Raw genomic sequence first — 23436 nt, 5'->3', positions numbered from 1 at the left:
GTCGCTACCTCCCCGAGGACCGGTCGGGAGCGTCATCGTCGATCACCGGAATGCTCCCGGTGGCCGTCAGCACCGCCATTCCCTCCGCGGTGCTGACGGTTGCGAGGTCCGCTTCCGACGCGTGCGCCCGCTCGCTGTTCGTCATACTCGTGAGCGGGGTGTTCGGCAGGAAGATGATCGCGATGAGGCTGAGCACCGCGAACGGCACAGCGATGAGGAACGAGTGGGAGATGCCCTGCGCATAGACGTCTTCTACGATCACGCGGATCGCTTCGGGCATCGACGAGACCTCGGGCAGTGCGCCCGACTTCAGCTGCTCTGCGACGGCAAGGCCCTCATCGCCGAGCGACTGGATCGCTGCACCCATCTTGCGCATGATCGATTCGGATCCCATGAGATCGCTGACACGGGTGGCCAGCGCGGCTCCCATCACCGACACCCCAATGGTGCCTCCAAGGCTGCGGAAGAATGCGACGCCGGAGCTCGAGACGCCGATCTGCGCCGGATCCGCCGTGTTCTGCACCACGAGCACGAGGTTCTGCATGGTCATGCCGACGCCAGCGCCGAGCAGGAACATGTACAGCGAAACGAGCGCGAAGTTCGTGTCGTAGTGGATGGTCGAGAGCATCGTCGATCCCGCGATGAGCAGCACCCCGCCGACGATGAGGTACGGCTTCCACTTGCCGTACTTCGTGATGAGCCCGCCGACGCCGATCGACGCGAGCAGCAGGCCCGCGATCATCGGTATCGTCATGACGCCGGCTTGCGTCGGGGTGGCGCCGCGCGAGAGCTGCATGTACTGGCTCAAGAACACCGAGGAGCCGAACATGGCGATGCCGGTGGCGATCGACGCGATGACCGCCAGAGTGAATGTGCGGCTGCGGAACAGTGTCAGCGGGACGAGCGGTTCCTTCGAGCGCACCTCCACGATGATGAACAGCACCGCGGCGACGAGGGCGCCGCCGACCATGAGGATTGTTGTGAGGCTCCACCAGTCGTAGTCCCGGCCCGCGTTGGTCACCCAGATGAGGAGGAGCGAGACGGCGGCCGAGAGCAGGACGATGCCGAAGTAGTCGATGCTCGTGCGCTTGCGGGGGCGCTTCGGCAGATGCAGAGTCTTCTGCACGATGAACAGCGCCGCGACGGCGAACGGGAGCGCAACGAAGAAGTTCCAGCGCCAGTTGATGGAATCGGTGATGACGCCGCCCAGCAGCGGGCCGCCGACGGTCGAGAGCGCCATGACGGCGCCGAAGAGTCCCATGTAGCGCCCGCGTTCGCGCGGGCTGATGATGTCGGCCATGATCACCTGGCTGAGGGCGGCGAGGCCGCCAGCGCCGATGCCCTGCACGGCGCGGAAGGCGATCATGGTGCCGGGATCCTGCGAGAAACCCGCTGCGGCCGTGGCGAGCACGAAAATGCCGATGGCGAGCTGGAAGAGCAGCTTGCGATTAAACAGGTCGGAGAGCTTGCCCCAGATCGGAGTCGAGATCGCCGTGGTGAGCAGGGTCGCCGTGACTACCCAGGTGTACGCGGCCTGGTCGCCCTTGAGGTCATGGATGATGACGGGAAGCGAGCTCGACACGACGGTCGAGGCCAGCATCGAGACGAACATGCCGAGGAGGAGCCCCGAGAGTGCCTCGAGTACCTGGCGATGCGTCATCTTCGGCGGTTCCGTGGGTGCGGATGCGGGGAGAGACATGAGTTCCTGATTCTGTGTGCTGCGTGTGACGCGGAGCCATACCGGCGTCGGTTGATGCAAGTCAACTGTTGACGAGGGTCAACCATAGCACTTGGTTGATGGGTGTCAACTAAAGAACACGTGTTCCGCGCGCGTCCGATCACGGGCCCCGCGTGCGCTAGCGTAGGACCATGGGTAGGAGCCGAGGGGGCCCGGTCACGGTGCGCGCGCCGGGAAAGATCAATGTGTTCTTTCGCGTCGGAGCGCTGCAGCACGACGGCTACCACGATGTCGCCTCGCTCTACCAAGCCGTGTCGCTCTTCGAAGAGGTCACCGCAGTGCCTGCCGACGACTTCTCCATTCAATTCGTCGGCCCCGTCGACGCCTCGCACCTGCCGCTCGACGAATCGAACCTCGCGATTGCGGCGGCGAGACTGCTCGCGCAGCGCACGGGGTACACAGGCGGCGTCGCGCTCACAGTGCTCAAGCGAGTGCCGATCGCCGGTGGCATGGGCGGGGGATCGGCTGATGCAGCTGCGACGCTCGTCGCGTGCGATGAGCTGTGGGGCACCGGACTCGGGCGTGCAGGGCTGCTCCCGCTTGCCGCAGAACTCGGCGCCGACGTGCCGTTCGCGCTGGAGGGTGGAACCGCCGTGGGCACCGGGCGCGGCGACGAGCTCAGCCCGGCGCTCGCCCAGGGCGACTTCCACTGGGTGCTCGCGCTCTCCGATTCGGGACTCAGCACCCCGGTCGTCTACCGAACTCTCGACGAGCACCGTGATCGCCACGCCAGTGCACTGGGCCCGCAGCCCGACCTCGTGAAGGTGGAGACCGCTGTGCTGCAGGCCGTGCGCGTCGGCGATGCGGATTCGCTCGCCGATGCGATGCATAACGATCTGCAGGTCGCCGCGCTCAAACTCGCACCCGATCTGACCGAGATTCTCGAGCTCGGGGAATCGCGCGGTGCGCTCGCCGGCATCGTTTCGGGCTCGGGCCCGACCATTGCGTTCTTGGTGGGCACGCCGCAGGAAGCGGCAGAAGTGCGCGCCGTGCTCGGCCGACGGGGCTTTCGGGCGCTCATCGTAACGGGACCGGTGCCAGGCGCGCGCGTCATCTGAGCCAGATCGCAGAGCTGCTCTGCGGTCGGCTGATCCTGCACGGGAATAGCGGTGGCCCGCTCGGCGCTGCACCGTGTGTGAATGAAACACTGCCCGCGGGCGAGACGATCCGCGTCGATATCTGGTCAGACATCGCATGCCCTTGGTGCTACCTCGGCAAGCACCGCTTCGAGTCCGCGCTACTGGCCTTTCAAGAGCAGCGCCCTGACGTCGTGTTCGAGGTCGAGAGCCACAGTTTTGAGCTCGCTCCCGATACGCCGCTCGACTTTGCCGGAAGTGAGATCGATTTCCTGGTGCGCCACAAGGGCATGCCGGCCGACCAGGTCGAGCAGATGCTCGGGCAGATGACGGAGCTCGGCGCATCGGAGGGCGTTGCGTTCGACTTCCACGGCGTGCGCCACGCGAACACGCAGCGCGCTCACCGCGTGCTGCACCTCGCGAAGGATCGCGGCGTGCAGGCGGAGGTGCAGGAGCGCCTGTTCCGCGCGTACTTCGCGGAGGGAGAGAACATGTCTGACGCCGATGCGCTCGCGCGGCTCGGCGCCGAAGCCGGACTCGACCCCGACGAGGTGCGCGCCGCGCTCGACGACGAAGCATACGGCGAAGCGGTGCAGCGCGATATCGCGCGTGCACGGCAGCTCGGCATCAACGGTGTGCCGTTCTTCCTGCTCGATGGGCAATACGGGGTCTCTGGTGCGCAATCGACCGACGCGTTCTCGAACGTCTTCGAGCAGGTGCTCGGCTTTCGACGCGATGATGCGCCCGCCGACGCCGTCTAAACTCGAACCCATTCCGAAGGAGCACCAGATGACTGATCAGCACCGCACCGATACCACCACCGAAACCGCTACCGATGCGCCCGGATTCGACCCGCAGGCCGGCCTCGATGGCGCTGCGTCGTTCGCCGACGCCGAGACACGGGAGATCCTGAACCTGCTGGGCGACAGCGAGTCGGGCGGATCCTGCTGCGGAGGGTCGTGCTGCGCGGCATAGTTCGAGGCGCTTCGCTGCTCCGGTTATCCGGGCGACTGCTCTGCATCGGGCGTTGAGGCCGGAAGGTCGTCGCAGTTCGGAGTGGCTGGCTTGCCGTCCCAGCGGTCGAGCGTCCACTGCACGATCTGCGGGGTGAGCGGGGAGTCGGCCGCGACGAGCGTGTTGTGGCTCAGACCGGGGAAGGTGCGGTAGTCGATCTCGACGCCAGCCTTGCATCGCCCGGAGACCCAGTCGCGCTGCATCTCAGGGCGCACGAGCGGATCGGCCCGGCCCTGAGCGACCATCACCGGAGCGGGGAACGGACCCATCGGCGACTGCGCTTTCAAACGATCGCCGAACTCGCCGTTCAATGCGCTGTCGGGGAAGATCTGGTTCGGAATCTGCGAGCCGCGGAGGATCGCCGCGAGTACGTCGTTGCCGTTGAAGCACAGTGAGCGGATGCGCTCGACCGGGCCCTGAGAGCCCGGGGTGAGCTGCGATTTCAGATCGAGTTCGGGGTAGAGTCGCGCCCACGTCGTCGCGATGTACGCCGAGACGGTCTTGCCGGCCGCGTCGTTCTTGTCGACCTCCGCGAGACCGTAGAGATCTGCGGCCGGGGCGAAGGCCGCGACACCCCGCACCGTGAGTTCGGGCGCGTAGTCTTCGGCGATCTGCCCGGTCCAGAGCGCGCCCTGCCCGCCCTGCGAGTGTCCCCAGACGACGGTGTCGGTGGTCGTTGTGACCGCATCGAGCTGCTGCACTGCGCGGGAGGCGTCGAGCACGTTGCGCGCCTCAGCGTCGCCGACGAGATAGGGGTGCACGCCATGCGTGCCGAGGCCGACGTAGTCGGAGGTGACGGCGAGCCAGCCGTGCTCGGTCACCATCTCGGCGAGGGCGGTCCCCGCGCCGTCGGAGAACGGGGCGGCGCTCATCGACGGCGCACACTGGGCGACCACACCGGTGGTGCCGTGCGCGACGCTGAGCAGCGGCAACGGGCCGGCCGGCGGATCGGCCGGGGCGATCACGGTGCCGCTCGAGACAGTGGGAGTGCCGTCGGGGTGCGTCGTCGTGTAGAGGATCTTCCAGGCGCGGGCGCCCGATGGCACGCCCGTCGTGAGCGGCTCTGACCTGATCAGCTGCCCGGGCTCCTTCGGCACCTGCGCCGGGGCAGTGTAGAAGGCGCCTGGCTGCGGCATCGGCGACCCGCCGAGCACCGTTCCGCTGCCCCACGCGAGCAGAGCTGCAGCCGCGAGAGACGCAATTGCACCCAGTGTTCTCGCCCACCGGCGTAGCCGAGGGGCCCGTGAGCTGTGCGGGGCTCTCGACGGGGGCGTCGTGTTCCCGTCGCCTCGCGCGGCGCGGCGCGGCAGCACTGCGTCCCAAACGGCGTGCAGGCCTGCCGCGATGAGCCACAGTGCGAGACCGAGCCTGAACATTGTGAGCGTGAGCACCGGCCACGAGAGCGCGACGACGCCGAGCACGATCGCTGCCGCGGCCATGATCGCCGAGGCTGCACGGGCGTCTCGAGGGGCGACACCGCGGCCCGTGATCGCGCTGAACAGTGCGACCGCGCCGTGCACGATGAGGGCGGCGCCCACGAGAAATGCGAGCCAGGGCGCCCCGGCATCGGGCCAGAGCGCCATGAGCGCTCCCACCGCGATGAGTACGGCTCCAACCAGCCGCTGGAGCCACGGGGAAGCAGATCGGAAGAACCCCCCGACACCTACCGCCATGAGTCCGGTGCCAGTGATGATCGCGATGCCGTGCACGGTGACGGGGGCGAAGATCAGCGCCGCTCCCAGCGCGACGGCAGCAGCACCGAACAGCACTCGCAACGCGGTGCGTGAGAACCTGGATGTCACCGGCGGCCTTCCCTGCCTGGATCCGCAGTGCGGATCGGAGTCGATGTATCGCGCGACCGCGACATCGTCAGTGTAGTGAGAGACCCGCAGCGCGACTACGCTGGGGGGAATATGGCGCATCTACTGGGAGCCGAGGCCCTGCACCTCGAAGTACCGACCAAGACCGTGTTCGATTCGGTGACGCTCGGCGTCGCCGAGGGCGACCGCATCGGCATCGTCGGTCGTAACGGCGACGGCAAATCGAGCCTGCTGATGATGCTCGCGGGTCGGCGCGAGCCCGACGGCGGCAAGGTGACGCTGCGCGGCGGCACGACGATCGGCGTGCTCGATCAGGCCGACGTGTTCGAGCCGGGCGAGACGGTCGGTCGCACCGTCGTCGGCGACCGCGAGGAGTACGAGTGGGCGAGCGATCCCCAGGCGCGCGAGGTGATCGCCGGCCTCGTCTCAGATCTCGACTGGGAGGCGCCACTCGACGCGCTCTCCGGCGGTCAGCGCCGCCGTGTGGCACTGGCTCGGCTGCTCGTGCAGCAGTACGACATCGTCTTCCTCGACGAGCCGACGAACCACCTCGACGTCGAGGGCATCGCCTGGCTGGCGAACCACCTCAAGCGTCGCTGGCCGAAGGGGCAGGGCGCGCTGCTGGTCGTCACGCACGATCGGTGGTTCCTGGACGAGGTCTGCAACATGACTTGGGAGGTGCACGACCGTATCGTCGAACCGTTCGAGGGCGGGTACGCCGCGTACATCCTGCAGCGCGTCGAGCGCGACCGGCAGGCGGCGACCATCGAGCAGAAGCGGCAGAATCTCGCGCGCAAGGAGCTCGCCTGGCTGCGCCGGGGTGCGCCTGCTCGCACGTCGAAGCCGAAGTTCCGCATCGACGCGGCGAACGAGTTGATCGCAGACGTTCCCGAGATCCGGGATCGCGTGTCGTTGCAGTCCATGGCCGTCGCCCGCCTCGGCAAAGAGGTGGTCAACCTCGTCGAAGCGGGAGTCGCCTACGACGGCAGGGTGATCATCGAGGACGTCGACTGGCTGCTCGCCCCGGGTGAGCGCACGGGAATACTCGGCGTGAACGGAGCGGGCAAATCGACGCTGCTCGGGCTGATCTCGGGCACTGTCGAGCCGACATCGGGGCGCGTCAAGCGCGGCAAGACCGTGCAGGTGGCGACCCTCACCCAGCGTCTCGACGAGCTCGAGGAGCATCTGCAGGACCCGGTGCGCAAGGTGATCGACGGCCTGCGCACGAGCTTCACGGTCGGCAGCGGATCGAAGGCGCAAGACCTCACGCCCGGTCAGCTGCTCGAGCGCATGGGCTTCACGAGCGCGCAGCTGTCAACGCCCGTCAAAGATCTGTCGGGTGGACAGAAGCGCCGACTGCAGCTCCTGCTGATCCTCCTGAACCAGCCCAACGTGCTCATTCTCGATGAGCCGACGAACGACCTCGACACCGACATGCTGGCCGCGATGGAGGATCTGCTCGACTCGTGGCCCGGCACCCTCATCGTCGTGTCGCACGACCGGTACTTCTTGGAGCGCGTCACCGATCAGCAGTACGCCATTCTCGACCGGCACCTGCGGCACCTGCCGGGCGGTGTCGACCAGTACCTCGAACTCCGCAGCCAGGAGCAGTCGGGGTCGGCGGCGTCGTCGTCTGGATCGGCATCGCAATCGAAGGGGAGCACCGCGTCTCAGGGAGCCGGAGCCGCACCCAAGCCGGCGCTCGGGGGCGCGGAGCGGCGTGCAGCCGAGAAGGAGTTGTCGGCCGTCGAGCGCAAGATGGAGCGGTTGCAGCGCGATGCCGCGAAGGCGCGCACGGGCCTCGCGACGATGGACCAGGGCGATTACACGACGTTGAACGCGGAGATGACGAAGATCACTGCGCTCGAAGACGAGGTCGCGGCCCTCGAAGAACGGTGGCTGGAGCTGTCAGGCGTGCTGGAGTAGGCGGCTCCTCGATGCACGTTCTCGATCCGCTCCCGGCCGCTGACGAGCGCGCGCTCGCCGCAGTGCTCGATGAGCACTTCGACGTCGAGGTCGCGCACTGGCAGCGGCTCGGCGGCGAACTCGACATCAATTATCGAGCGACCCTTGCAGACGGGGGCGCCCGGTTCGTGCGGCTCTCGCCCACGCCTCTCGACGAGGCGACCTTCGCTTGGCAGAACGCCGTGCTCGAACAGCTCGAGGAGCGCCCCCTCCCGGTCGCGACCCCGGTCTTGCAGCGCGCTGCAGACGGGTCGGTCGCGAAGCCGTTCGTCGCAAGGGACGGCCGCGCGCTTCGTGCGCGGGTGACGAGCTGGGTCGCTGGCACCAGCGTCGCCGAACTCGGCGGCACCGACGCGGCATGCCGCCGGAGTCTCGGAGCGCTCGCCGCCGAGGTTCCGCGCAGTCTTCACCCGCTCGTGGAACGACACGACGGCCAGAATCTGCACCACTGGATGGCTGACCGCGCGGGCGATTCGATCAGAAGCACCTGGGATGCGGTCGTCGACCCGGCACGTCGAGCGCTGCTGGAGAAAGCCCTCCGCCGTTTCGACGTCATCGAGCCGATGCTCTCGACGCTCCCGCGAGCCGTCGTGCACCAGGACCTCCACGACTTCAATCTGCTCGCGGAGCGGCGTCAGGACGGCACCGTCAGCATTGTGGGCATCGTCGACTTCAACGATGCTGTCGAGACCGTGCGGATCGCCGAGCTCGCCGTTGCAGCGGCTTATGCGGCGCTGCGCCAGGGCGACGCGTTCGCGGCCTTCGCCGATGTCGTGTCGGGCTACGCCGCGCACTGCTCGCTCACGGCTGAGGAGATCGAAGTGCTGTACCCGCTCGCCGTCGCCCGACTCGCGGTGAACGCGAGCACGTGGACGCACCGGGGCCGTAAGGGCAACCGCGCCTACGCCGAGGCGCGCATGGCCGCCACCTGGCCGGCGCTCGAGCAGCTGCTCCGCGTCGCACCCGCGGAGGCCGCAGCGCGCTTCTCCGCAGAGCCCCTCCCGAGGCGCTGAGACGGGCGAGGCGCACTAGCGCGAGAGCGCGCCCGCGAGCGACTCCAGCAGCCGAGGTGCGTGCTCGTCGCCGAAGACGAGCGGAGGCCGAATCTTGAGCACGTTGGCGTGCGGCCCCGATGCGCTGATGAGCACGCGATCAGCTCGCATGCGATTGACCACGGCGGCTGCGAGAGTTGGATCCGCCACGCCCTCGTCGTCCACCACCTCGAGCGCGAAGAACAAGCCGGATCCGCGCACGGCGCCGACGCTGGCATGGGCCAGAGCGATCCCGCGCAGCTCTGAGAGCATGCGTGCGCCGAGCGTCGCCGCACGCGCGATCAGGTCTCGCTCGGTGATCTCGTCAAGCACGGCCTGGCCAGCGGCGACGCTCACGTGATTGCCGCCGAACGTGTTGAAGAACCGCATGTCGGCGCCGAAGCGATCGAGGAGCTCGGGGCGGGAGAAGAGTGCGGCGATGGGCAGGCCGTTGCCCATGGGCTTGCCGGCGACGGCGAGGTCGGGGGCGACATCGTGCTGCGGAAAGCCCCACCAGGCGCCGGTGCGCCCGAACCCGGTCTGCACCTCGTCCGCGATGTAGAGGCCGCCCTGCGCGCGGATCTCCGTCGCCGCGTCGCGCAGCAATCCGGGCGCCGTTCCCTGCAGTCCGTCGCTCGAGAGAATCGAGTCGACGATGAGCCCGGCAGGCTCGTGGCCGCGCGATCGCAGCGCATCCGCCGCCTCGCGCACGCGCACGGCGAACGCGGCCGCAGCCTGATCGGGGGACTCCCGGGCGAGATCGGGCGCTGCGATGAGTTCGACATCGTCGGGTATCGGATTGTTCGGGCCGAGGCTCGGTGAGATGGCCGCCGCCGCCGCGGTCGTGCCGTGGTAGGCGTGCGCCGTCGCGATGATGCCCCGGCGACCCGTCACGTGCCGGGCGACGCGCAGCGCGAGGTCGACGGCCTCGCTGCCGGTGCAGACGAAGACGGCCTGCTCGAGACCGTGCCCCAGGAGCCCGGTGAGGCGTTCGGCATAGGCGACGACCTCGTCGCCCAGATATCGGGTGTGCGTGTTGAGTCTGCCGAGCTGCGCAGCCACGCGCTGCTGCACGATCGGGTTCGCGTGACCGACCACCGGCACGTTGTTGTACGCGTCGAGGAACGCGTTGCCCTCGGCGTCGTAGAGCCACACGCCCTCGCCGCGCACGAAGTGCACCGGCCGATCGTAGAAGAGCCGGTAGGCGGCGCCCATCGCGCGGGTTCGCCGCGCGACGAGCTGCGCGTCGGCTGGCGTGAGATCGGCTGCGCTTCCCGGGTCGAAGCTGTTGGCCATGTGCATTTCGCGTGCGACGCTCATCGTGTCCCTCCTCGCCGGCCGTGCGGCAGCGGCCCCCGCCCCACTGTAACCCGCGCCCGTGAACGATCCAGTACTCCGTAGCGCGCCGCGCTGCCGCACAATGGAGTCATGCACGATCCGCGTTGGCTTCAGCTCATCGATCGCGTGCGCGCGGATACTCCGAGGCTGCTCGACGACTTCTTGACGGAGCTGAGTACCCATGACGGCTACGTCGGTGATCTCGTCGCCGCAGACGATATCGAGCGCACGGCGCGCAACGCCTTCGCGCTGTTCGCGTCGCGGCTTGCCGGCGACGCCGGCGCGGAGGAGCCCTCGGCGTTCGCGGAGGCGCTCGGCCTTCGACGAGCCCGGCAGGGGGTGCGCGTCGAGCGCTTCATGGAGGCGGTGCGCATCAACTTCCGAGTGCTGTGGCGCGGTCTCGAGCGCGCAGCTCAGCCCGATCTGACCGATGTCCTGCTCGCCCACGGTGAGCAGGTGCTCGATGTCGTCGAAAGATATGCCACCGAGGTGCAACGCGCGTTTCTGGAAGAATCGGAGTCGATGGCGCACCAGCATCGCACGGCGAAAGAACGCGCACGTGCCCGCCTCTTCTCCGGCCAGGCCGAAGGCGAAGAGCTGACCGCGATCGCGCACATGCTGCGACTGGCCCCGGCGGCAGAGTACGAGATGCTCGCCACAACGCATGACGCGGAGCGGTTAGCGCGCGAGGTGCTCGACAGCGGCGGGCAGGTCTTCGAAGACGGGCTCACCACGGTGCTGCTGCGGCCGAGACGGGGGCCGGTCGACTGGGTCGACGCCGATCCTGAGCTGACCGGGGGATACCTCGCGCGCGTGCGCGGCCTCGATCGCGTGGGGAGCGCCGCACTCATCGCCAGTGATCTCGCCGAGCGAGCCGACGAGGGGACGGTGTGCCGGCTGCGCGACGGGTTCGCCTCGATCGCTCGCGAGACGATGCTCGAACGGCTCGACGGATTCACTCACGAACTGACCGGAGCGTTCGACGCGCTTCCCGAATCCGAGCGAGAGCGCCTCGCGGTCACCCTGCGCACCTTCATTCGGACGGGCTCGATGCAGCGCACGGCGGAGGAACTCTTCTTCCACCGAAACACCGTGCTCAAGCGGTTGCGCGCCTTCCAAGACCTCAGTGGCCTCGACGTCACCGTGCCGCGCGACGCCGCGATCGCGATGGTGATCCTCGACCTCTGAACGCGCCGTGAACGGTGTCCGATTGCACACGAACCGTCGGCAAGCGGAGGCGATCCGACACATGCTGACTGCTGATCCCGCCATAGCCTCGGAGCATGCGGGATCACCCGCGCCCGGCGACCCGCGCGCCGCCGGCGACCACATCGGATTCGGAGGCACCCATGATCTCGACCACGCAGACCCAGCGAATTCTCGACGCCGTCGACGCCGCGTTCGACGAGCAGGTGCGCGCGACGGCGGACCTGGTCTCGGCTCCCTCGCTGCGCGCCGATGAAGAAGCCGCGCAAGACCTCATCGAGGGGCGCATGGCAGCGCTCGGTCTCGAAATAGATCGGTGGACGATCGGTTCGCCCGAGCTCGAAGCGCACCCGGGATACGGGCCGTCGACCGTCGACTACTCGGGGATGACGAATGTCGTCGGCACCTACACTCCTGCACGGGAGGCCGGCCGATCGCTGATTCTGAACGGGCACATCGACGTCGTGCCAGAGGGGCCAGAGGCTCAGTGGTCGCGCTCGCCCTGGGATGCGGAGGTGCGCGACGGGTGGATGTACGGTCGCGGCGCCGGAGACATGAAGGCCGGGCTCATCGCGAACCTGTTCGCGTTCGACGCGCTGCGCCGCGCCGGCCTGGCTCCCACGGCCCGCGTGCACCTGCAGTCGGTCGTCGAGGAGGAGTGCACCGGCAACGGCTCGCTCGCAGCGCTGCTGCGCGGTTACGAGGCCGACGCCGTCATCATCTCGGAACCCGAGGAGGACGCGCTCGTGCGCGCAAACGTCGGGGTGCTGTGGTGCACCATCCGGGTGAGCGGCGAGCCGACCCATCCGCGCGAGATGGCGAACGGCTTCAACGCGATTGACGCGGCCTACGAGGTGATCGGCGCGCTCCGCGAGCTGGAGCAGGCGTGGAACGCCGAGCAGGCGCAGCACCCGTACTTCGAAGACCTCGATCACCCGATCAACTTCAACATCGGCGGTATCCGAGGTGGCGACTGGCCCTCGAGCGTGCCCGCATGGTGCGAGCTCCGGCTTCGGGTGGCGCTGTACCCCGGCATGACCGCTGCCGATGCGCACGCCGCGGTCGAGCAGTGCGTGCGCGAGGCCGCGTCGGGAGCCGAGGATCGCCGACCGTTCGACGTGAAGGTGACCCCCGACGGCTTCTACGCCGAGGGGTATGTGCTCGAGCCGGGCAGTGACGCAGAAGCGACACTCGAACGCACGCATCGCGCTGCATTCGGCCGCGAGCTCACCAGTTTCACGACCCCGGGCTACCTCGATGGTCGCGTGTTCGTGAACTACGGCAATACGCCGACGCTCGTGTACGGGCCGGTATCCGAGAACATCCACGGATTCGATGAGCGCGTCAGCATTGAATCGATGCGTCGGTGCACGCAGTCGATGGCACTGTTCATCGCCGAGTGGTGCGGCGTGGAGGAAATCGGCTGAATTCGCGAGGCGAGTGTCGGCGGCACTCGGTAGCCTGGAGGAAGGGCCCGCGCAGCGATCGAGTGCGCGGGCGCGCAAGCTCCCGAGATCCCCGTGAAAGGAACCCACATGGCTTACCGAGTGCAAGGCGTCGTCGTGCGAGAGAAGGACGCCCCGGTCACCATTGAGACGGTGATCGTGCCCGACCCGGGCCCGGGCGAGGCCGTCGTCGACATTCTCACCAGTGGCGTGTGCCACACCGACCTGCACTACAAGCTCGGCGGCATCAACGACGAGTTCCCGTTCCTGCTCGGCCACGAGGCGACGGGACGCGTCGCAGCCGTCGGCGAGGGCGTCACCGAGGTCGCGGTGGGGGATCGCGTCATCCTGAACTGGCGCGCCGTGTGCGGGCAGTGTCGCGCCTGCGCGAAGGGGCAGCCGCAGTACTGCTTCGACACGCATAACGCGAAGCAGAAGATGACGCTTGAGGACGGCACGGAGCTCTCACCCGCGCTCGGCATTGGAGCGTTCATCGAGAAGACACTCGTCGCCGCCGGGCAGTGCACGAAGATCGATGAGGAATCCGATGCGGCGGCGGTCGGACTGCTCGGCTGCGGAGTGATGGCGGGCATCGGCGCCGCGATCAACACCGGTGGCGTGCAGCGCGGCGAGTCGGTCGCGGTGATCGGGTGCGGTGGCGTGGGCACCGCAGCCATCGCGGGCGCCCAGCTGGCAGGTGCGACCACGATCATCGCGGTCGACATTGACGACGCGAAGCTCGAGCAGGCAAAACGCTTCGGGGCGACGCACACGGTCAACTCACGCTCTGAAGACCCGGTCGAGGCGATTCGCGCGCTGACCGAGGGGTTCGGCGCCGACGTGGTGATCGATGCGGTCGGCCGGCCCGAGACCTACACGCAGGCCTTCTACGCGCGTGACCTCGCCGGGCGCGTCGTGCTCGTGGGGGTGCCGACGCCCGAGATGCAGCTGGAACTGCCGCTGCTCGACGTCTTCGGTCGAGGCGGATCGCTGAAGTCGTCGTGGTACGGCGACTGCCTGCCGAGCCGCGATTTCTCGATGCTCATCGAACAGTACAAGCTCGGGCGCCTCGACCTCGACGGGTTCGTGACCGAGCGCATCGGCCTCGGCGACGTCGAGGCCGCGTTCGATCGGATGCACGAGGGCACCGTGCTGCGCTCGGTGGTGGTGCTCTGATGGCCGCGCGCATCGAACGCCTGGTCACGAGCGGCACGTTCTCGCTCGATGGCGGCACCTGGGACGTCGACAACAACGTCTGGATCGTCGGCGACGATTCCGAGGTGATCGTCATCGATCCTGCGCACAGTGCGGAGGCCGTGGCGGAGGCCGTCGGCGAACGCCGCACTGTTGCGATCCTGCTCACGCACGGGCACGATGACCACATCCGTGCAGCACGCGAGACGGCCGATCGACTCCAGGCGCCGCTGCATCTGCACCCAGCCGACGCAATGCTGTGGGAGACCGTGTACGAGTCGGCCCCCGATGCGCAGATCGCGGACGGCGACGTGTTCTCGGTCGCGGGCGTCGAACTGACGGCCCTGCACACGCCCGGTCACTCGCCAGGATCGACCTCGTTCACCGCGCCTCAGCTCGATGCGGTGTTCACGGGAGACACCCTGTTCCAGGGTGGACCCGGTGCGACCGGCCGTTCCTTCAGCGACTTCCCGTTGATCATCGAGTCGATCCGCGGGAAACTGCTGACGCTGCCGACTGAGACCGTGGTGCACACGGGACACGGAGACACGACGACGATCGGCGATGAGGCCCCGCACCTCGACGAGTGGATCGCCCGCGGGCACTGAACCGGTGTCGTGCGCGTGACGGAGTGTGACGGCCTCCGTCACGCGCGCTGCTCGTATGTGGTGGACTCTCGCCATGAGCATCCCGCGTCTTCTCGACCACATCGTCATCGCCGGGCCCGATCTTCCGGCGCTCGTCGACTGGTTCACCCAGCGCACCGGCGTCACCGCTGCATACGGCGGTGCGCACCCCACGGGCACCGCGAACGCGCTCGTTGCGCTGACCGTCGCCGGGGAGCGAGGTCCGCAGTACATCGAGCTCATCGGCCCTGATCCGGATCGCGCCGAAGCCGCGCCTCCGACGACGTTCGCCATCGATACGCTCTCTGAGCCGCGAGTGCAGACCTATGCCGTGCACCCCAGTGATATCGACGCCACCGTTGCCGGCGCTCGCGCTCGCGGGTTCGATCCCGGAGACGTCTGGGAGCTGTCGCGTCGCACCCCCTCGGGAGAGCTGCTCGCATGGCGTCTCACCGGCGCCGCAATGGATCGCCTCGACGTTCCCTTCCTGATCGATTGGGGCGCCACCGCGCAACCCGGCACTGGCGAACTGCCGACGATCGAACTCGTTTCGTTCGTGCGCGAAGAGCCCGAGCCCGCTGCCCTGTCGCACGCGCTCGCCGCGCTCGACTTGGGCGACGGAGCCGCCGAACTGGTCGTCGGGCCGCAGGCGAGGTACCGGCTCGAGCTTCGTCGCGCCGACGGCGGCGTTGTCGAGTTCTGAGGCGCGAAAGATGAACCGAAATGCTGCGCCCACAGTGCACGACGCCTACATCGAGTACCAGCGCCGCTCGCAGGTGCCGCCGACGCCGCCGAAAGACGGGCCTTCGCGCTTCGTCGGAGCGGGTGTCGACGCCCATGCGCAGGTGTCGCGGTCGGTCGACGCGATGCGCTCCGAACTCGACGCCCTTGCGGCGAGGCTGTACGCAGCACCCGAGGTGGGCTTTGCCGAGCACCGTTCGGTGCGCGCCGTCGCGGAGGTGCTGGAGGCGCACGGTGTCACACCAGAGGTCGGCGTCTATGGGCTCGAAACCGCTCTGCTGGCCCGCGTAGGATCAGGCAACGGACCCCACTTCGCGATCCTCGCAGAATACGATGCGTTGCCGGGCATCGGCCACGCCTGCGGGCATAACCTGATCGCAGGCATCGCGGTGGGGGCGTTCGTGAGCGCCGCGCCGATCGCTCAACGCCTCGGAGCGACGCTGTTGCTGATCGGCACCCCCGCGGAGGAGAATGGGGGAGGCAAAGAGCACATTCTTCGCGCGGGCGGGTTCGACGAGATCCACGCAGCGGCCATGGTGCACCCCGCGGCGGGCTCTCGAGTCTCACCGATCTGGGGGGAACGCACCACCGGCGTGCGCCGCGTGGCGGTGACCTATCGCGGTCGAGCCGCCCACGCTGCCGGTCAACCCTGGCTCGGGCTCAACGCGCTCGACGCCGTGGTCACCGCCTATCAATCAGTGGCGCAACTGCGCCAGCACATCCTGCCCATCGATCGCGTGCATGGCATCATCACTGACGGCGGGGCGGCGCCCAATGTCGTTCCCGAGAGCGCTGCCGCGCTCTTCTACGTGCGATCCGGTGAGATCGATACGCTGCGGGTGCTTACAGACCGCGTGGTCGATGCGCTGGAGGGAGCGGCGCTCGCCACGGGCACGGTGGCCGAGATCGAGCTTGATCCGGTGCCGCCCTACCTGCCGCTCGAACCGAACGTCGAGCTCATGCGTCGCTGGTCCCAGGCACTCGGCGAGCGTGGGCGCGAGACACCGCCATCACCGGCCGTTCCCGCGGCTGCCGGGCCATCGACCGACATGGGGAATGTGACGCAGTTCGTCCCCGCAATTCAGCCCTCGATCGGTCTCGGCGGGCCCGACACCGTGCATCCTCACAACGCCGCGTTCGCCGATTGGACCGTGCAGCCGGCGGCGTTCGCCGTGATGGCGGACGCCGCGGCAGCGCTCGGATCTGTAGCGATCGACTATCTCGCAGACGCTGGTCTGCGAGCAGCGGTTGATGAGGAGTTTGCCGCGCGTGGTGGGCGATACCGGTGGGAGGCCTGACGCGCATGTTCGAGCTACGCGCGCAAGGTGCCGGTCACTGTCGCAGCTGTTCGGCGACGGCAGCGAGCACCGACTCGGGCGAACCTGCCGTCTCGTAGACCGCGACCAGCACGCGTCGTTCAGTGCCGTCGTGGTCGTTCGTGAGCCAGCGCGCATAAAGCGACGTCAGTTGCCGCAGATCTCCGGCCAGGGCTGCTGCGGCATCGGTGACGCGTCCGCGGAGCCATGCGCGGAGCGCGGCATTGTGCGCGGCCACGAGTGACGCACCGAGCGTCGACGCGACCCAGGCGGGGGTTCCGGGCTGCTGCACCTCGCGAATATACCGGGTGAATACGCGCTCGTACCGGTGGGTGATGACGAGCTCGCGGTCTCGAAGCGCAGGAGTGAGTCGCATGAGTTCGAATCGCAGCCGCGCCGCATCGGGATCCCTGAGCAGGAGCCGCAACACGTCTGCCGTCGCCGAGACGAGCGCGTCTGCGGGGGCGAGCGTGGTGTCTTCGAGCGCGGTCTCGAGCCGAGCGAGCGCATGGTCGTGATCGGCGAAGACGACATCGTCTTTGCTGCCGAAGCGACGGAAGAACGTGCTTCGGCTCATCCCGACCGCTGCGGCCAGGTCCTCTGCGGTGGTCGCCTCGTAGCCGCGCTCGGCGAGGTGGCGGATAGCCGCGGTCGAGCTCTCGGGCGCGGTTCCCGGCGCGTGCACTGACATGCCCCGAAACTAGCACAACGAGGCGTGGATGGGACTGCGTTCCATGAAAGATTCTCTTTCCATGCGGAAGAAGGAGTGTGAATTTCGTAAGGAGAGTGACTTGACGTGACACCGAGTCTCAGGCATGCTCAAGGGCACATGCGTCGGCAGGTGCCGTCGCGGGAAGGAACGGATGTCGAATACGAAGCCGGTCGTCAGCCAGGGAACCGCAGAACCGGAATACGCGCTCTGGGAGCCGCTCGATCCGGATGTTGCCGGGGTCTTCCGCGGGATCTCCAGTGATGACCGCGCCTACCGCGACCGCGCCCGGGCGTTTGTGCAAGAGGAAGTGCGACCCGTCATCGCCGGCATCTGGGATCGGGCCGAGTACCCGCTCGATCTCGCGCTCCGGCTCGGTGAGCTCGATCTGTTGCGCGACGGCATCGATGTTCCCGGTTTCCCTGAGCAGAGTTTGCTCGCGGCGAGTCTGACGATGATGGAGCTGGCGCGCGGCGATGGTTCGATCGCGACGATCGCCGGCGTGCAGGGCGGCCTCGCGTTGCGGTCGATCGCCTACTGCGGTTCGGATGAGCAGCGCGAGCGTTGGAGTGAACCGCTCGCTCGTGGCCGCGAACTCGGAGCCTTCGCGCTCACCGAGCCCACCCACGGCTCGGACTCCGTCAGCTTGGAGACGAGCGCCGAGTCCGATGGCGACGAATACGTGATCACCGGACACAAGAAGTGGATCGGATCGGGCAGCGTGGGCCACATCTCGGTCGTCTGGGCGCGTGGCGACGATGGGCAGGTGCAGGGATTCTTGGTGCCGCAAGACGCCGAGGGGTATCGCGCCAGGACGATCGAGGGCAAGGTATCACTGCGCGCCATCTGGCAGGCGCACATCGAGCTCGACGGCGTGCGTGTGCCCGCGAGCGCGCGCATGCCCGGCGCCAATAGCTTCAAGGACACGGCTCGTGTGCTGCAGGCGACGCGGCTCGGCGTCGCCTGGTCGGCGCTCGGGCACGCGGTCGCCGTCTACGAGTCGGCGGTGCACTATGCGAAGCAGCGTGTGCAGTTCGGGCGTCCGCTCGCCGCCTCGCAGATCGTGCAATCGCGCCTCACCGAGATGTTGAGCGCACTGACTTCGCTGCAGACGCTGCTCATGCAGCTCACCCGAGCGGAGGAACGCGGCGAGCTTTCAGGTCCCGGAGCCTCCCTGGGTAAGTACACCGCCACGCGCACCGCCCGCGACTTGGCGCGGAACGCTCGCGATCTGCTGGGCGGCAACGGCATTTTGCTCGAGAATCGCGTCGCCCGCCACTTCGCCGACATCGAGGCCCTGCACACGTACGAGGGCACCGAGACGGTACAGGCCCTCATCATCGGTCGCGACATCACGGGGATCTCCGCATTCGCCTGAGGATGGCGGTGAGCGCCGATACCGTGAGTGCCGATACCGCGTTTACGGAGTCTCTCACTCCGCGTCGAGTGGGTGCGGTGTGGTGGGTATTGCGCCCGTGAGTGGTCGCCCCTCCCGAATCAGGCGTCGCTTGCGCACCTGCCAGAGCGCCGTGAGGAGCGCGAACCAGATCGGAGCCGCCAGAATCGACGGGCGTGTGTCATCGCCGTAGAGCAGCGTCCCAGCGATGAAGACGAAGAACACGAGCACGAGCCAAGGGGCCACCCGCGATAGCGGCATCTTGAATCCGGAGGCGGCGTGGCGCTCCGGGTGTCGTCTGCGATACACGATGTAGCTCACCACGATAGATCCCCAGGTGAAGAGAATCAGCGTCGCGCACATCGACGACACGAAGGTGAATGCTGCGATGACTCCGTCGCCCGCGAAGAGCAACGGAATCGCCGCGAAGAGGAATATGCAGGTGAAGAAGACCGAGCGCTTCGGCACGCCACGGCTGTCGGTCATCGCGAACTTCGACGGTGCATGTCCGTCTTTCGCGAGGCCGAACAGCATGCGCGTGCCCGAGTAGAGGCCCGAATTCGCACTCGAGGCGGCCGAGGTGAGCACGACCAGCTGGATCACCACCGCTGCGAGGCCGAATCCGGCGGTGGCGAGGGTCGCGACGAACGGACTCTTGTCGGGCGCGATTTCGTCCCATGGCGTGACCGCCATGATCACGGCAAGCGCTCCGATGTAGAAGATCAAGATGCGAATGACGATCGAATTGATCGCTTTGGGCAGCGTCTTGCGTGGGTTCTGGGTCTCAGCAGCCGCCGTGCCCACGAGCTCGACGCCGATGAATGAGAAGATGCCCATCTGGAACCCGAGCACGAAGCCGCTGATGCCCATCGGGAATATCCCGCCGTGCGTCCACAGGTTGCTGATCGAGGCCGTCGTGCCGTCAGGGGACTGGAAATGGGTCGCCATGAGAATGATGCCGACGACGATGAGCCCGAGAATTGCGACGATCTTGATGATCGCGAACCAGAACTCGGTCTCGCCGAAGATCTTCACCGGCTGCAGGTTCAGAAGGGTGAGCACCGCGGCGGTGATGAGGGCTGGCACCCAGGTCGGGATATTGGGGTTGAACCACTGCACGTACGCCGTGATCGCGACGATGTCCGCGACGCATGCGATGACCCAGGAGAACCAGTAGTTCCAGGAGACGAAGAACCCGGCCCACGGGCCGAGCATGTCTTTCGCGATATCGCCGAAGGTCTTGTAGTGCAGGTTCGAGAGCAGCAGCTCGCCGAGGGCGCGCATGATGAAGAAGACGAAGAAGCCGATGACCAAGTAGACGAAGATGATCGCGGGGCCGGAGACGCTGATGAGCTTGCCGGAGCCGAGGAAGAGCCCGGTGCCGATCGAGCCGCCGATCGCGATGAGCTGCAGGTGGCGGTTCTTGAGGCCGCGCTTCATTCCTCCGTCGGGTTCTTCGGCGGCGGCGCTTCCGCCCTGATCCTTCGAGGAATGGGTTTCGGTGGTGGTCATGACACTCCTATGTGTGCGGGATCGCATCGACTTCCTCGATGCGGATGGGGATACCGGAGAAAGTTCGTTGTCAGGCGACGACACGAAACACGTCGAGGGCAGGATCGGCCGCGCCGCGCACGTACCCGGCCGGGCTGGCCGAGGTGGCGCGCAAGAAGGAGACGACCTCAGCAGAGAGCACCTCTCCCGGGAGCACGTTCGGCACACCGGGTGGGTACGCCGCGAGTGCATCTGCGGAGACGCGGCCGACGGCATCCGTTGCCGAAACGACTTCGACGCCGCTGAAGAAGGCCTCGCCCAGGCCCATGGCGCGCTCGCACTGCGACGGGAGGGCGATGGGCCGCTCCGGCTCCGCATCGGCCTCGGGAAGCGCTTGCAGTGCGGTGAGGAAGCGGTCGACATCGATGGCAGACGTCGCTCCGACGAGTGCGAGCAGCGCGGAGGGAGTGGAGAGTTCGCAGTAGACCCGGTGGTCGCGCAGCAGCAGGTGTTGCGCATCCCCGCCTGTGATCCCGGCGCCGCGGGTGTCGATGGCGATCTTGAGCGGATCGTTCGCGATGGCGTCCGGTCGTGCAAGCACGTCCGGCGTCGCATCGCGGTAGCGGCGATCGGCACGCACGGCCGTGCGGATCGCTTGCGCGGAGTCGATCGCGCATCCGACGAGATCGGGGCGCGTGGCGATGTGCCTGCGCGCCTCGTCGAGCGAGGCGAGCAGGAGCGCGCTGCTCGACGTCGACTGGAAGGAGCGCACGACGCGATCGACGAGCGATTCGAGGTCCTGCGCGTGCGGACCGTGGCCGAGGTGCAGCATCGCGGATTGCGTGAGCGATCCCGCCGCTTTGTGCGTGCTGGAGATCACGAGGTCGGCACCGAGACGCGCGGCGTTGGCCGGCAGATCGGGGTGCATGCCGAAGTGGGACCCCCATGCCTCGTCGACGATGAGCGGGACGCCGTGGTCGTGCGCGACACGAGCGATCGCGGAGATGTCGGCGACGGCGCCGAAATAGCTCGGCGACACGATGTAGACCGATGCGCTGTCGGGATGCTCGGCAAGCGCTTCAGCGACCTGTGCGGCGGTGACGCCGTGCGAAGCGCCGAGCCCGGCGTCGACGGAACCCTGCACGAAGTGCGGGTCGAGCCCGACGTGCGTCGCGCCGTCGATGACGCTCGAGTGCACGCTCCGCTGCATGACGACCTCGACACCCAAGCCGCGCGCCACCGTCGTCGCCACATGGTTGCCCCCGGATGCGCCGTTCGTGACGAACCACGTGCGGCTGGCTCCCCACGCCTCGGCCGCGAGCTGCTGAGCGCGCATCAGTGGGGTGACTCGGCCAGGGGTGGTGAGGTGCCAAGTCTCCTGATCGACACCGCTGAAGAGCACCGGGAAATCGATGCGCATGGCATCGGCGCCGACGAGCGCTGCGACACCGGGGGCGTTCTCCACAACCCCGTGGTGCGCTGGCACGTGCAGACGCTGCCAGTCCTGCTGGGCGAGGGAGCGGAGCGCGTCGACGTACGGCGTCTCCTGCTGGCGGGCTGCTGTAGAGGCGACCGCGCGATCGCGGTGGAGGGAATCGAGCACGCCCCTCACCATAGGCAAGGCTGCACCCCTGCGGAATATCAAGCATTCGCACTGAGTGACATAGTGTGTATCAGGTGATGAACCTTCAGCAGTTCCGTGTGCTCCTCGCCGTGCGCGAGCACGGCAGTCTGACGCGTGCCGCTGACGCGCTTCGCTACGGCGTACCGACGGTGACGCATCACCTGCGTGCGCTCGAAGCGCACCTTGGAGCGGAGCTCGTACTGCGCGATCGAAACGGGGCGCGGCTGACCGAGCTCGGGGTGCTGTTCGCCGACGAGGTAGTGCAGGTGCTCACCCGGATCGATCGCGCGGAGCGGTCAGTGATCGAGCTGCGCGACGCGGGGGCCGTGACGCTGCGAGTGGGAACCTTCTCATCGATGGGATCGCGGCTCATACCCGCGGCGATCGCCGAGTTGCGCCAGCGGAGCTCGGTGCGCGTCGAGGTCGTCGAAGCGGAGCCTACTCAGGTCGTGAGGCTGGTGCGCGCGGGCGAAGTGCACGCCGGACTCATCTATCATGTGTCCACCGAACCTGGCTTCGTCGGTACTGACCTGATGCAGCGTTCGCTCTTCTCCGAGCCGTACCGGGTGCTCCTCGCGAAAGGCAGCCCGTTGGCTGAGCGTGAAGAACTCGACTTCGCTGACCTCGCCGATACCGCCTGGGTCTGCAGCCGGAGCGATGATGAGGCCTCAGATCGAGTGCTGCGCCGCGTATATCAGTCGCTGGGTATTCCCATGCGCGAGCTCATGCGCACGGATGATCTGTACATGATCCATGGACTGGTCGCCGAGGGGCTCGGCTGCGCGCTCACCACGAGTGCCGCGGTCGATGCCGATTTCGACGTTGTCCTGCGCCCGGCGAAACAGGATCTCGGGGAGCGACGAGTGTCTTTCGTGACTCGACGCGGGCCGATGCCTGCGGCAGTGGGGTGGTTGGGGGAGATCCTCGAGGGGCTCACCGCCGGGCGCCGATAGCCGCGCGAAAACGCGATTCGGCACCCGACGCCGCATGAACGAACCACGACCTGCGCCCTCGGCTACAGCCCTAGCGCGCTCAGCGCCTCTCGCACCGACTGCTGCGCCTCCTCCGCGGTGAGCTGTCGGGTCAGCCAGCGACCCGAGAGCCCCTCCACGAGGGCGGTGAGCATCAGCGCTGCAGCGGCCGGGTCGAGATCGATTCCGCGATCCTGCACCGCCTCGGCGACGAGCCCGTGCACCGAGCGCTGCCACGTCGCTGTCGAGCGCGCCACCGCCGCGGCCTGCGCGGGCTCGAACACGGCGAGGGCGCGCAGCTCGTTCCACGCGATCGATCCCGCACGGATCTCGGGCGCCTGCCCGAACTCGGAGCAGAGCAGTGCAGAGAGCCGCGCCGAAGCCGTCGTGGCGTCAGCGGAGAGGTGTGCGCGATCCTCTGCCCGTGCTGTGACATGGTCGAGGGCTGCTTGCAGTAACCCGTCGCGGTCGCCGAAGTGATAAGCGAGCAGGCCGATTGAGACGCCTGCGGCGCTCGCGACATCCTGCATGCGGAATCCCCGGATGCCTGCGCGAGCAATCGTCTGCTCGCATGCGCTGAGGATGCGCTCTCGAGCATCGTTCGACACATCGACTCCCTCGGATCGCGAGCCCACTTGACACGGGCGCTCTGGCAACTGAAACTGTTTTCAGGATAGGCGCTCACCGAGGCGCCGACAAGGGTGAGCTCCGCAACGCGGTGCAGAAATCGAGGAT

20 protein-coding genes are annotated in these 23436 nt (G+C 67.6%); 13 read left to right on the top strand and 7 right to left on the bottom strand.

All coding sequences use genetic code 11. The annotated features are described in order from the left end of the window. Nucleotides 1-4: 4 nt before the first annotated feature. A complete protein-coding gene (locus AB0O71_RS05135; protein ID WP_363742835.1) occupies nt 5-1699 on the bottom strand; it encodes an MDR family MFS transporter in 1695 nt (564 codons plus the stop codon). A 170-nt stretch (nt 1700-1869) separates the two neighbouring features. Here AB0O71_RS05135 and AB0O71_RS05130 point away from each other — a divergent pair, with 170 nt between their 5' ends. From AB0O71_RS05130 to AB0O71_RS05120, 3 genes are all read left to right on the top strand, one after another. Next, the gene (locus AB0O71_RS05130) at nt 1870-2796 is read left to right on the top strand and encodes a 4-(cytidine 5'-diphospho)-2-C-methyl-D-erythritol kinase (RefSeq protein ID WP_363742833.1); all 927 of its coding nucleotides are present in this window, start codon (nt 1870-1872) and stop codon (nt 2794-2796) included. A gap of 77 nt (nt 2797-2873) precedes the next feature. Next, nucleotides 2874-3575, top strand: coding sequence for a DsbA family oxidoreductase (locus AB0O71_RS05125; protein WP_363742830.1), 702 nt, complete (start codon nt 2874-2876; stop codon nt 3573-3575). A gap of 28 nt (nt 3576-3603) precedes the next feature. Further along, nucleotides 3604-3789: a hypothetical protein gene (locus tag AB0O71_RS05120; protein ID WP_363742827.1), complete on the top strand. Its 186-nt coding sequence runs from the start codon at nt 3604-3606 to the stop codon at nt 3787-3789. Nucleotides 3790-3812: 23 nt separating this feature from the next. On the opposite strand, the gene AB0O71_RS05115 is transcribed toward AB0O71_RS05120, so the two are convergent. Beyond that, nucleotides 3813-5630 (bottom strand): lipase family protein, encoded by a 1818-nt coding sequence (locus tag AB0O71_RS05115; protein WP_363742824.1) that lies wholly within the window; start codon nt 5628-5630, stop codon nt 3813-3815. A gap of 111 nt (nt 5631-5741) precedes the next feature. On the opposite strand from AB0O71_RS05115, the gene AB0O71_RS05110 reads away from it, so the two are divergent. Continuing rightward, the gene (locus tag AB0O71_RS05110) at nt 5742-7574 is read left to right on the top strand and encodes an ABC-F family ATP-binding cassette domain-containing protein (RefSeq protein WP_363742822.1); all 1833 of its coding nucleotides are present in this window, start codon (nt 5742-5744) and stop codon (nt 7572-7574) included. Between the two features lie 11 nt (nt 7575-7585). Then, nucleotides 7586-8626, top strand: coding sequence for a phosphotransferase (locus AB0O71_RS05105; protein ID WP_363742819.1), 1041 nt, complete (start codon nt 7586-7588; stop codon nt 8624-8626). A 15-nt stretch (nt 8627-8641) separates the two neighbouring features. Here AB0O71_RS05105 and AB0O71_RS05100 read toward each other — a convergent pair whose 3' ends face one another. Next, entirely contained in the window at nt 8642-9964 is a 1323-nt protein-coding gene (locus AB0O71_RS05100) for an aspartate aminotransferase family protein (RefSeq protein ID WP_363742817.1), read from the bottom strand. A 108-nt stretch (nt 9965-10072) separates the two neighbouring features. Between AB0O71_RS05100 and AB0O71_RS05095 the strand changes: the two genes are divergently transcribed. The 6 genes from AB0O71_RS05095 to AB0O71_RS05070 all read left to right on the top strand — a co-directional run bounded on the left by AB0O71_RS05095 (nt 10073) and on the right by AB0O71_RS05070 (nt 16492). Next, entirely contained in the window at nt 10073-11170 is a 1098-nt protein-coding gene (locus AB0O71_RS05095; protein ID WP_363742815.1) for a helix-turn-helix domain-containing protein, read from the top strand. A 161-nt stretch (nt 11171-11331) separates the two neighbouring features. Beyond that, nucleotides 11332-12615 (top strand): ArgE/DapE family deacylase, encoded by a 1284-nt coding sequence (locus AB0O71_RS05090; protein WP_363742813.1) that lies wholly within the window; start codon nt 11332-11334, stop codon nt 12613-12615. A gap of 108 nt (nt 12616-12723) precedes the next feature. Then, on the top strand, nt 12724-13809 hold the full coding sequence (locus AB0O71_RS05085) for an S-(hydroxymethyl)mycothiol dehydrogenase (RefSeq protein ID WP_363742810.1): 1086 nt from the start codon (nt 12724-12726) through the stop codon (nt 13807-13809). Beyond that, nucleotides 13809-14435, top strand: coding sequence for an MBL fold metallo-hydrolase (locus tag AB0O71_RS05080; RefSeq protein ID WP_363742808.1), 627 nt, complete (start codon nt 13809-13811; stop codon nt 14433-14435). The genes AB0O71_RS05085 and AB0O71_RS05080 overlap by 1 nt, the downstream gene beginning before the upstream one ends. 73 nt (nt 14436-14508) lie before the next feature. Next, entirely contained in the window at nt 14509-15156 is a 648-nt protein-coding gene (locus AB0O71_RS05075) for a VOC family protein (protein WP_363742805.1), read from the top strand. Between the two features lie 10 nt (nt 15157-15166). Continuing rightward, a complete protein-coding gene (locus AB0O71_RS05070) occupies nt 15167-16492 on the top strand; it encodes an amidohydrolase (protein WP_363742803.1) in 1326 nt (441 codons plus the stop codon). 34 nt (nt 16493-16526) lie between these two features. Here the strand turns inward: AB0O71_RS05070 and AB0O71_RS05065 are convergent, their stop codons facing one another. Continuing rightward, nucleotides 16527-17201, bottom strand: a complete 675-nt coding sequence (locus tag AB0O71_RS05065) for a helix-turn-helix domain-containing protein (protein ID WP_363742800.1) — start codon at nt 17199-17201, stop codon at nt 16527-16529. 172 nt (nt 17202-17373) lie between these two features. Between AB0O71_RS05065 and AB0O71_RS05060 the strand changes: the two genes are divergently transcribed. Continuing rightward, entirely contained in the window at nt 17374-18597 is a 1224-nt protein-coding gene (locus AB0O71_RS05060; RefSeq protein ID WP_363742798.1) for an acyl-CoA dehydrogenase family protein, read from the top strand. 54 nt (nt 18598-18651) lie between these two features. Here AB0O71_RS05060 and AB0O71_RS05055 read toward each other — a convergent pair whose 3' ends face one another. Then, nucleotides 18652-20127 carry an amino acid permease gene (locus tag AB0O71_RS05055; protein WP_363742796.1) on the bottom strand — a complete coding sequence of 492 codons (1476 nt, stop codon included), beginning with the start codon at nt 20125-20127 and terminating at the stop codon, nt 18652-18654. 70 nt (nt 20128-20197) lie between these two features. Further along, entirely contained in the window at nt 20198-21709 is a 1512-nt protein-coding gene (locus AB0O71_RS05050; RefSeq protein ID WP_363742794.1) for an aminotransferase class I/II-fold pyridoxal phosphate-dependent enzyme, read from the bottom strand. A gap of 77 nt (nt 21710-21786) precedes the next feature. On the opposite strand from AB0O71_RS05050, the gene AB0O71_RS05045 reads away from it, so the two are divergent. Beyond that, nucleotides 21787-22683, top strand: coding sequence for a LysR family transcriptional regulator (locus AB0O71_RS05045; RefSeq protein ID WP_363742792.1), 897 nt, complete (start codon nt 21787-21789; stop codon nt 22681-22683). Between the two features lie 62 nt (nt 22684-22745). Here the strand turns inward: AB0O71_RS05045 and AB0O71_RS05040 are convergent, their stop codons facing one another. Beyond that, the gene (locus AB0O71_RS05040; RefSeq protein ID WP_363742789.1) at nt 22746-23309 is read right to left on the bottom strand and encodes a TetR/AcrR family transcriptional regulator; all 564 of its coding nucleotides are present in this window, start codon (nt 23307-23309) and stop codon (nt 22746-22748) included. Between the last annotated feature and the right edge of the window lie 127 nt (nt 23310-23436).

Origin of the sequence: Leucobacter sp. NPDC077196, from assembly GCF_040687075.1 — a bacterium.
In the GTDB taxonomy this organism is placed as follows: domain Bacteria; phylum Actinomycetota; class Actinomycetes; order Actinomycetales; family Microbacteriaceae; genus Leucobacter.
Note: the sequence above shows the minus strand (reverse complement) of the source record. Positions and strands in the feature narration are given on the sequence as shown.

Bases quoted from the DNA above. Each gene is read 5' to 3' on its own strand.
- AB0O71_RS05135 (WP_363742835.1), bottom strand. From the start codon at position 1,699: ATGTCTCTCCCCGCATCCGCACCCACGGAACCGCCGAAGATGACGCAT.
- AB0O71_RS05130 (WP_363742833.1), top strand. From the start codon at position 1,870: ATGGGTAGGAGCCGAGGGGGCCCGGTCACGGTGCGCGCGCCGGGAAAG.
- AB0O71_RS05120 (WP_363742827.1), top strand. From the start codon at position 3,604: ATGACTGATCAGCACCGCACCGATACCACCACCGAAACCGCTACCGAT.
- AB0O71_RS05110 (WP_363742822.1), top strand. From the start codon at position 5,742: ATGGCGCATCTACTGGGAGCCGAGGCCCTGCACCTCGAAGTACCGACC.
- AB0O71_RS05105 (WP_363742819.1), top strand. From the start codon at position 7,586: ATGCACGTTCTCGATCCGCTCCCGGCCGCTGACGAGCGCGCGCTCGCC.
- AB0O71_RS05100 (WP_363742817.1), bottom strand. From the start codon at position 9,964: ATGAGCGTCGCACGCGAAATGCACATGGCCAACAGCTTCGACCCGGGA.
- AB0O71_RS05095 (WP_363742815.1), top strand. From the start codon at position 10,073: ATGCACGATCCGCGTTGGCTTCAGCTCATCGATCGCGTGCGCGCGGAT.
- AB0O71_RS05090 (WP_363742813.1), top strand. From the start codon at position 11,332: ATGATCTCGACCACGCAGACCCAGCGAATTCTCGACGCCGTCGACGCC.
- AB0O71_RS05085 (WP_363742810.1), top strand. From the start codon at position 12,724: ATGGCTTACCGAGTGCAAGGCGTCGTCGTGCGAGAGAAGGACGCCCCG.
- AB0O71_RS05080 (WP_363742808.1), top strand. From the start codon at position 13,809: ATGGCCGCGCGCATCGAACGCCTGGTCACGAGCGGCACGTTCTCGCTC.
- AB0O71_RS05075 (WP_363742805.1), top strand. From the start codon at position 14,509: ATGAGCATCCCGCGTCTTCTCGACCACATCGTCATCGCCGGGCCCGAT.
- AB0O71_RS05070 (WP_363742803.1), top strand. From the start codon at position 15,167: ATGAACCGAAATGCTGCGCCCACAGTGCACGACGCCTACATCGAGTAC.
- AB0O71_RS05065 (WP_363742800.1), bottom strand. From the start codon at position 17,201: ATGTCAGTGCACGCGCCGGGAACCGCGCCCGAGAGCTCGACCGCGGCT.
- AB0O71_RS05060 (WP_363742798.1), top strand. From the start codon at position 17,374: ATGTCGAATACGAAGCCGGTCGTCAGCCAGGGAACCGCAGAACCGGAA.
- AB0O71_RS05055 (WP_363742796.1), bottom strand. From the start codon at position 20,127: ATGACCACCACCGAAACCCATTCCTCGAAGGATCAGGGCGGAAGCGCC.
- AB0O71_RS05045 (WP_363742792.1), top strand. From the start codon at position 21,787: ATGAACCTTCAGCAGTTCCGTGTGCTCCTCGCCGTGCGCGAGCACGGC.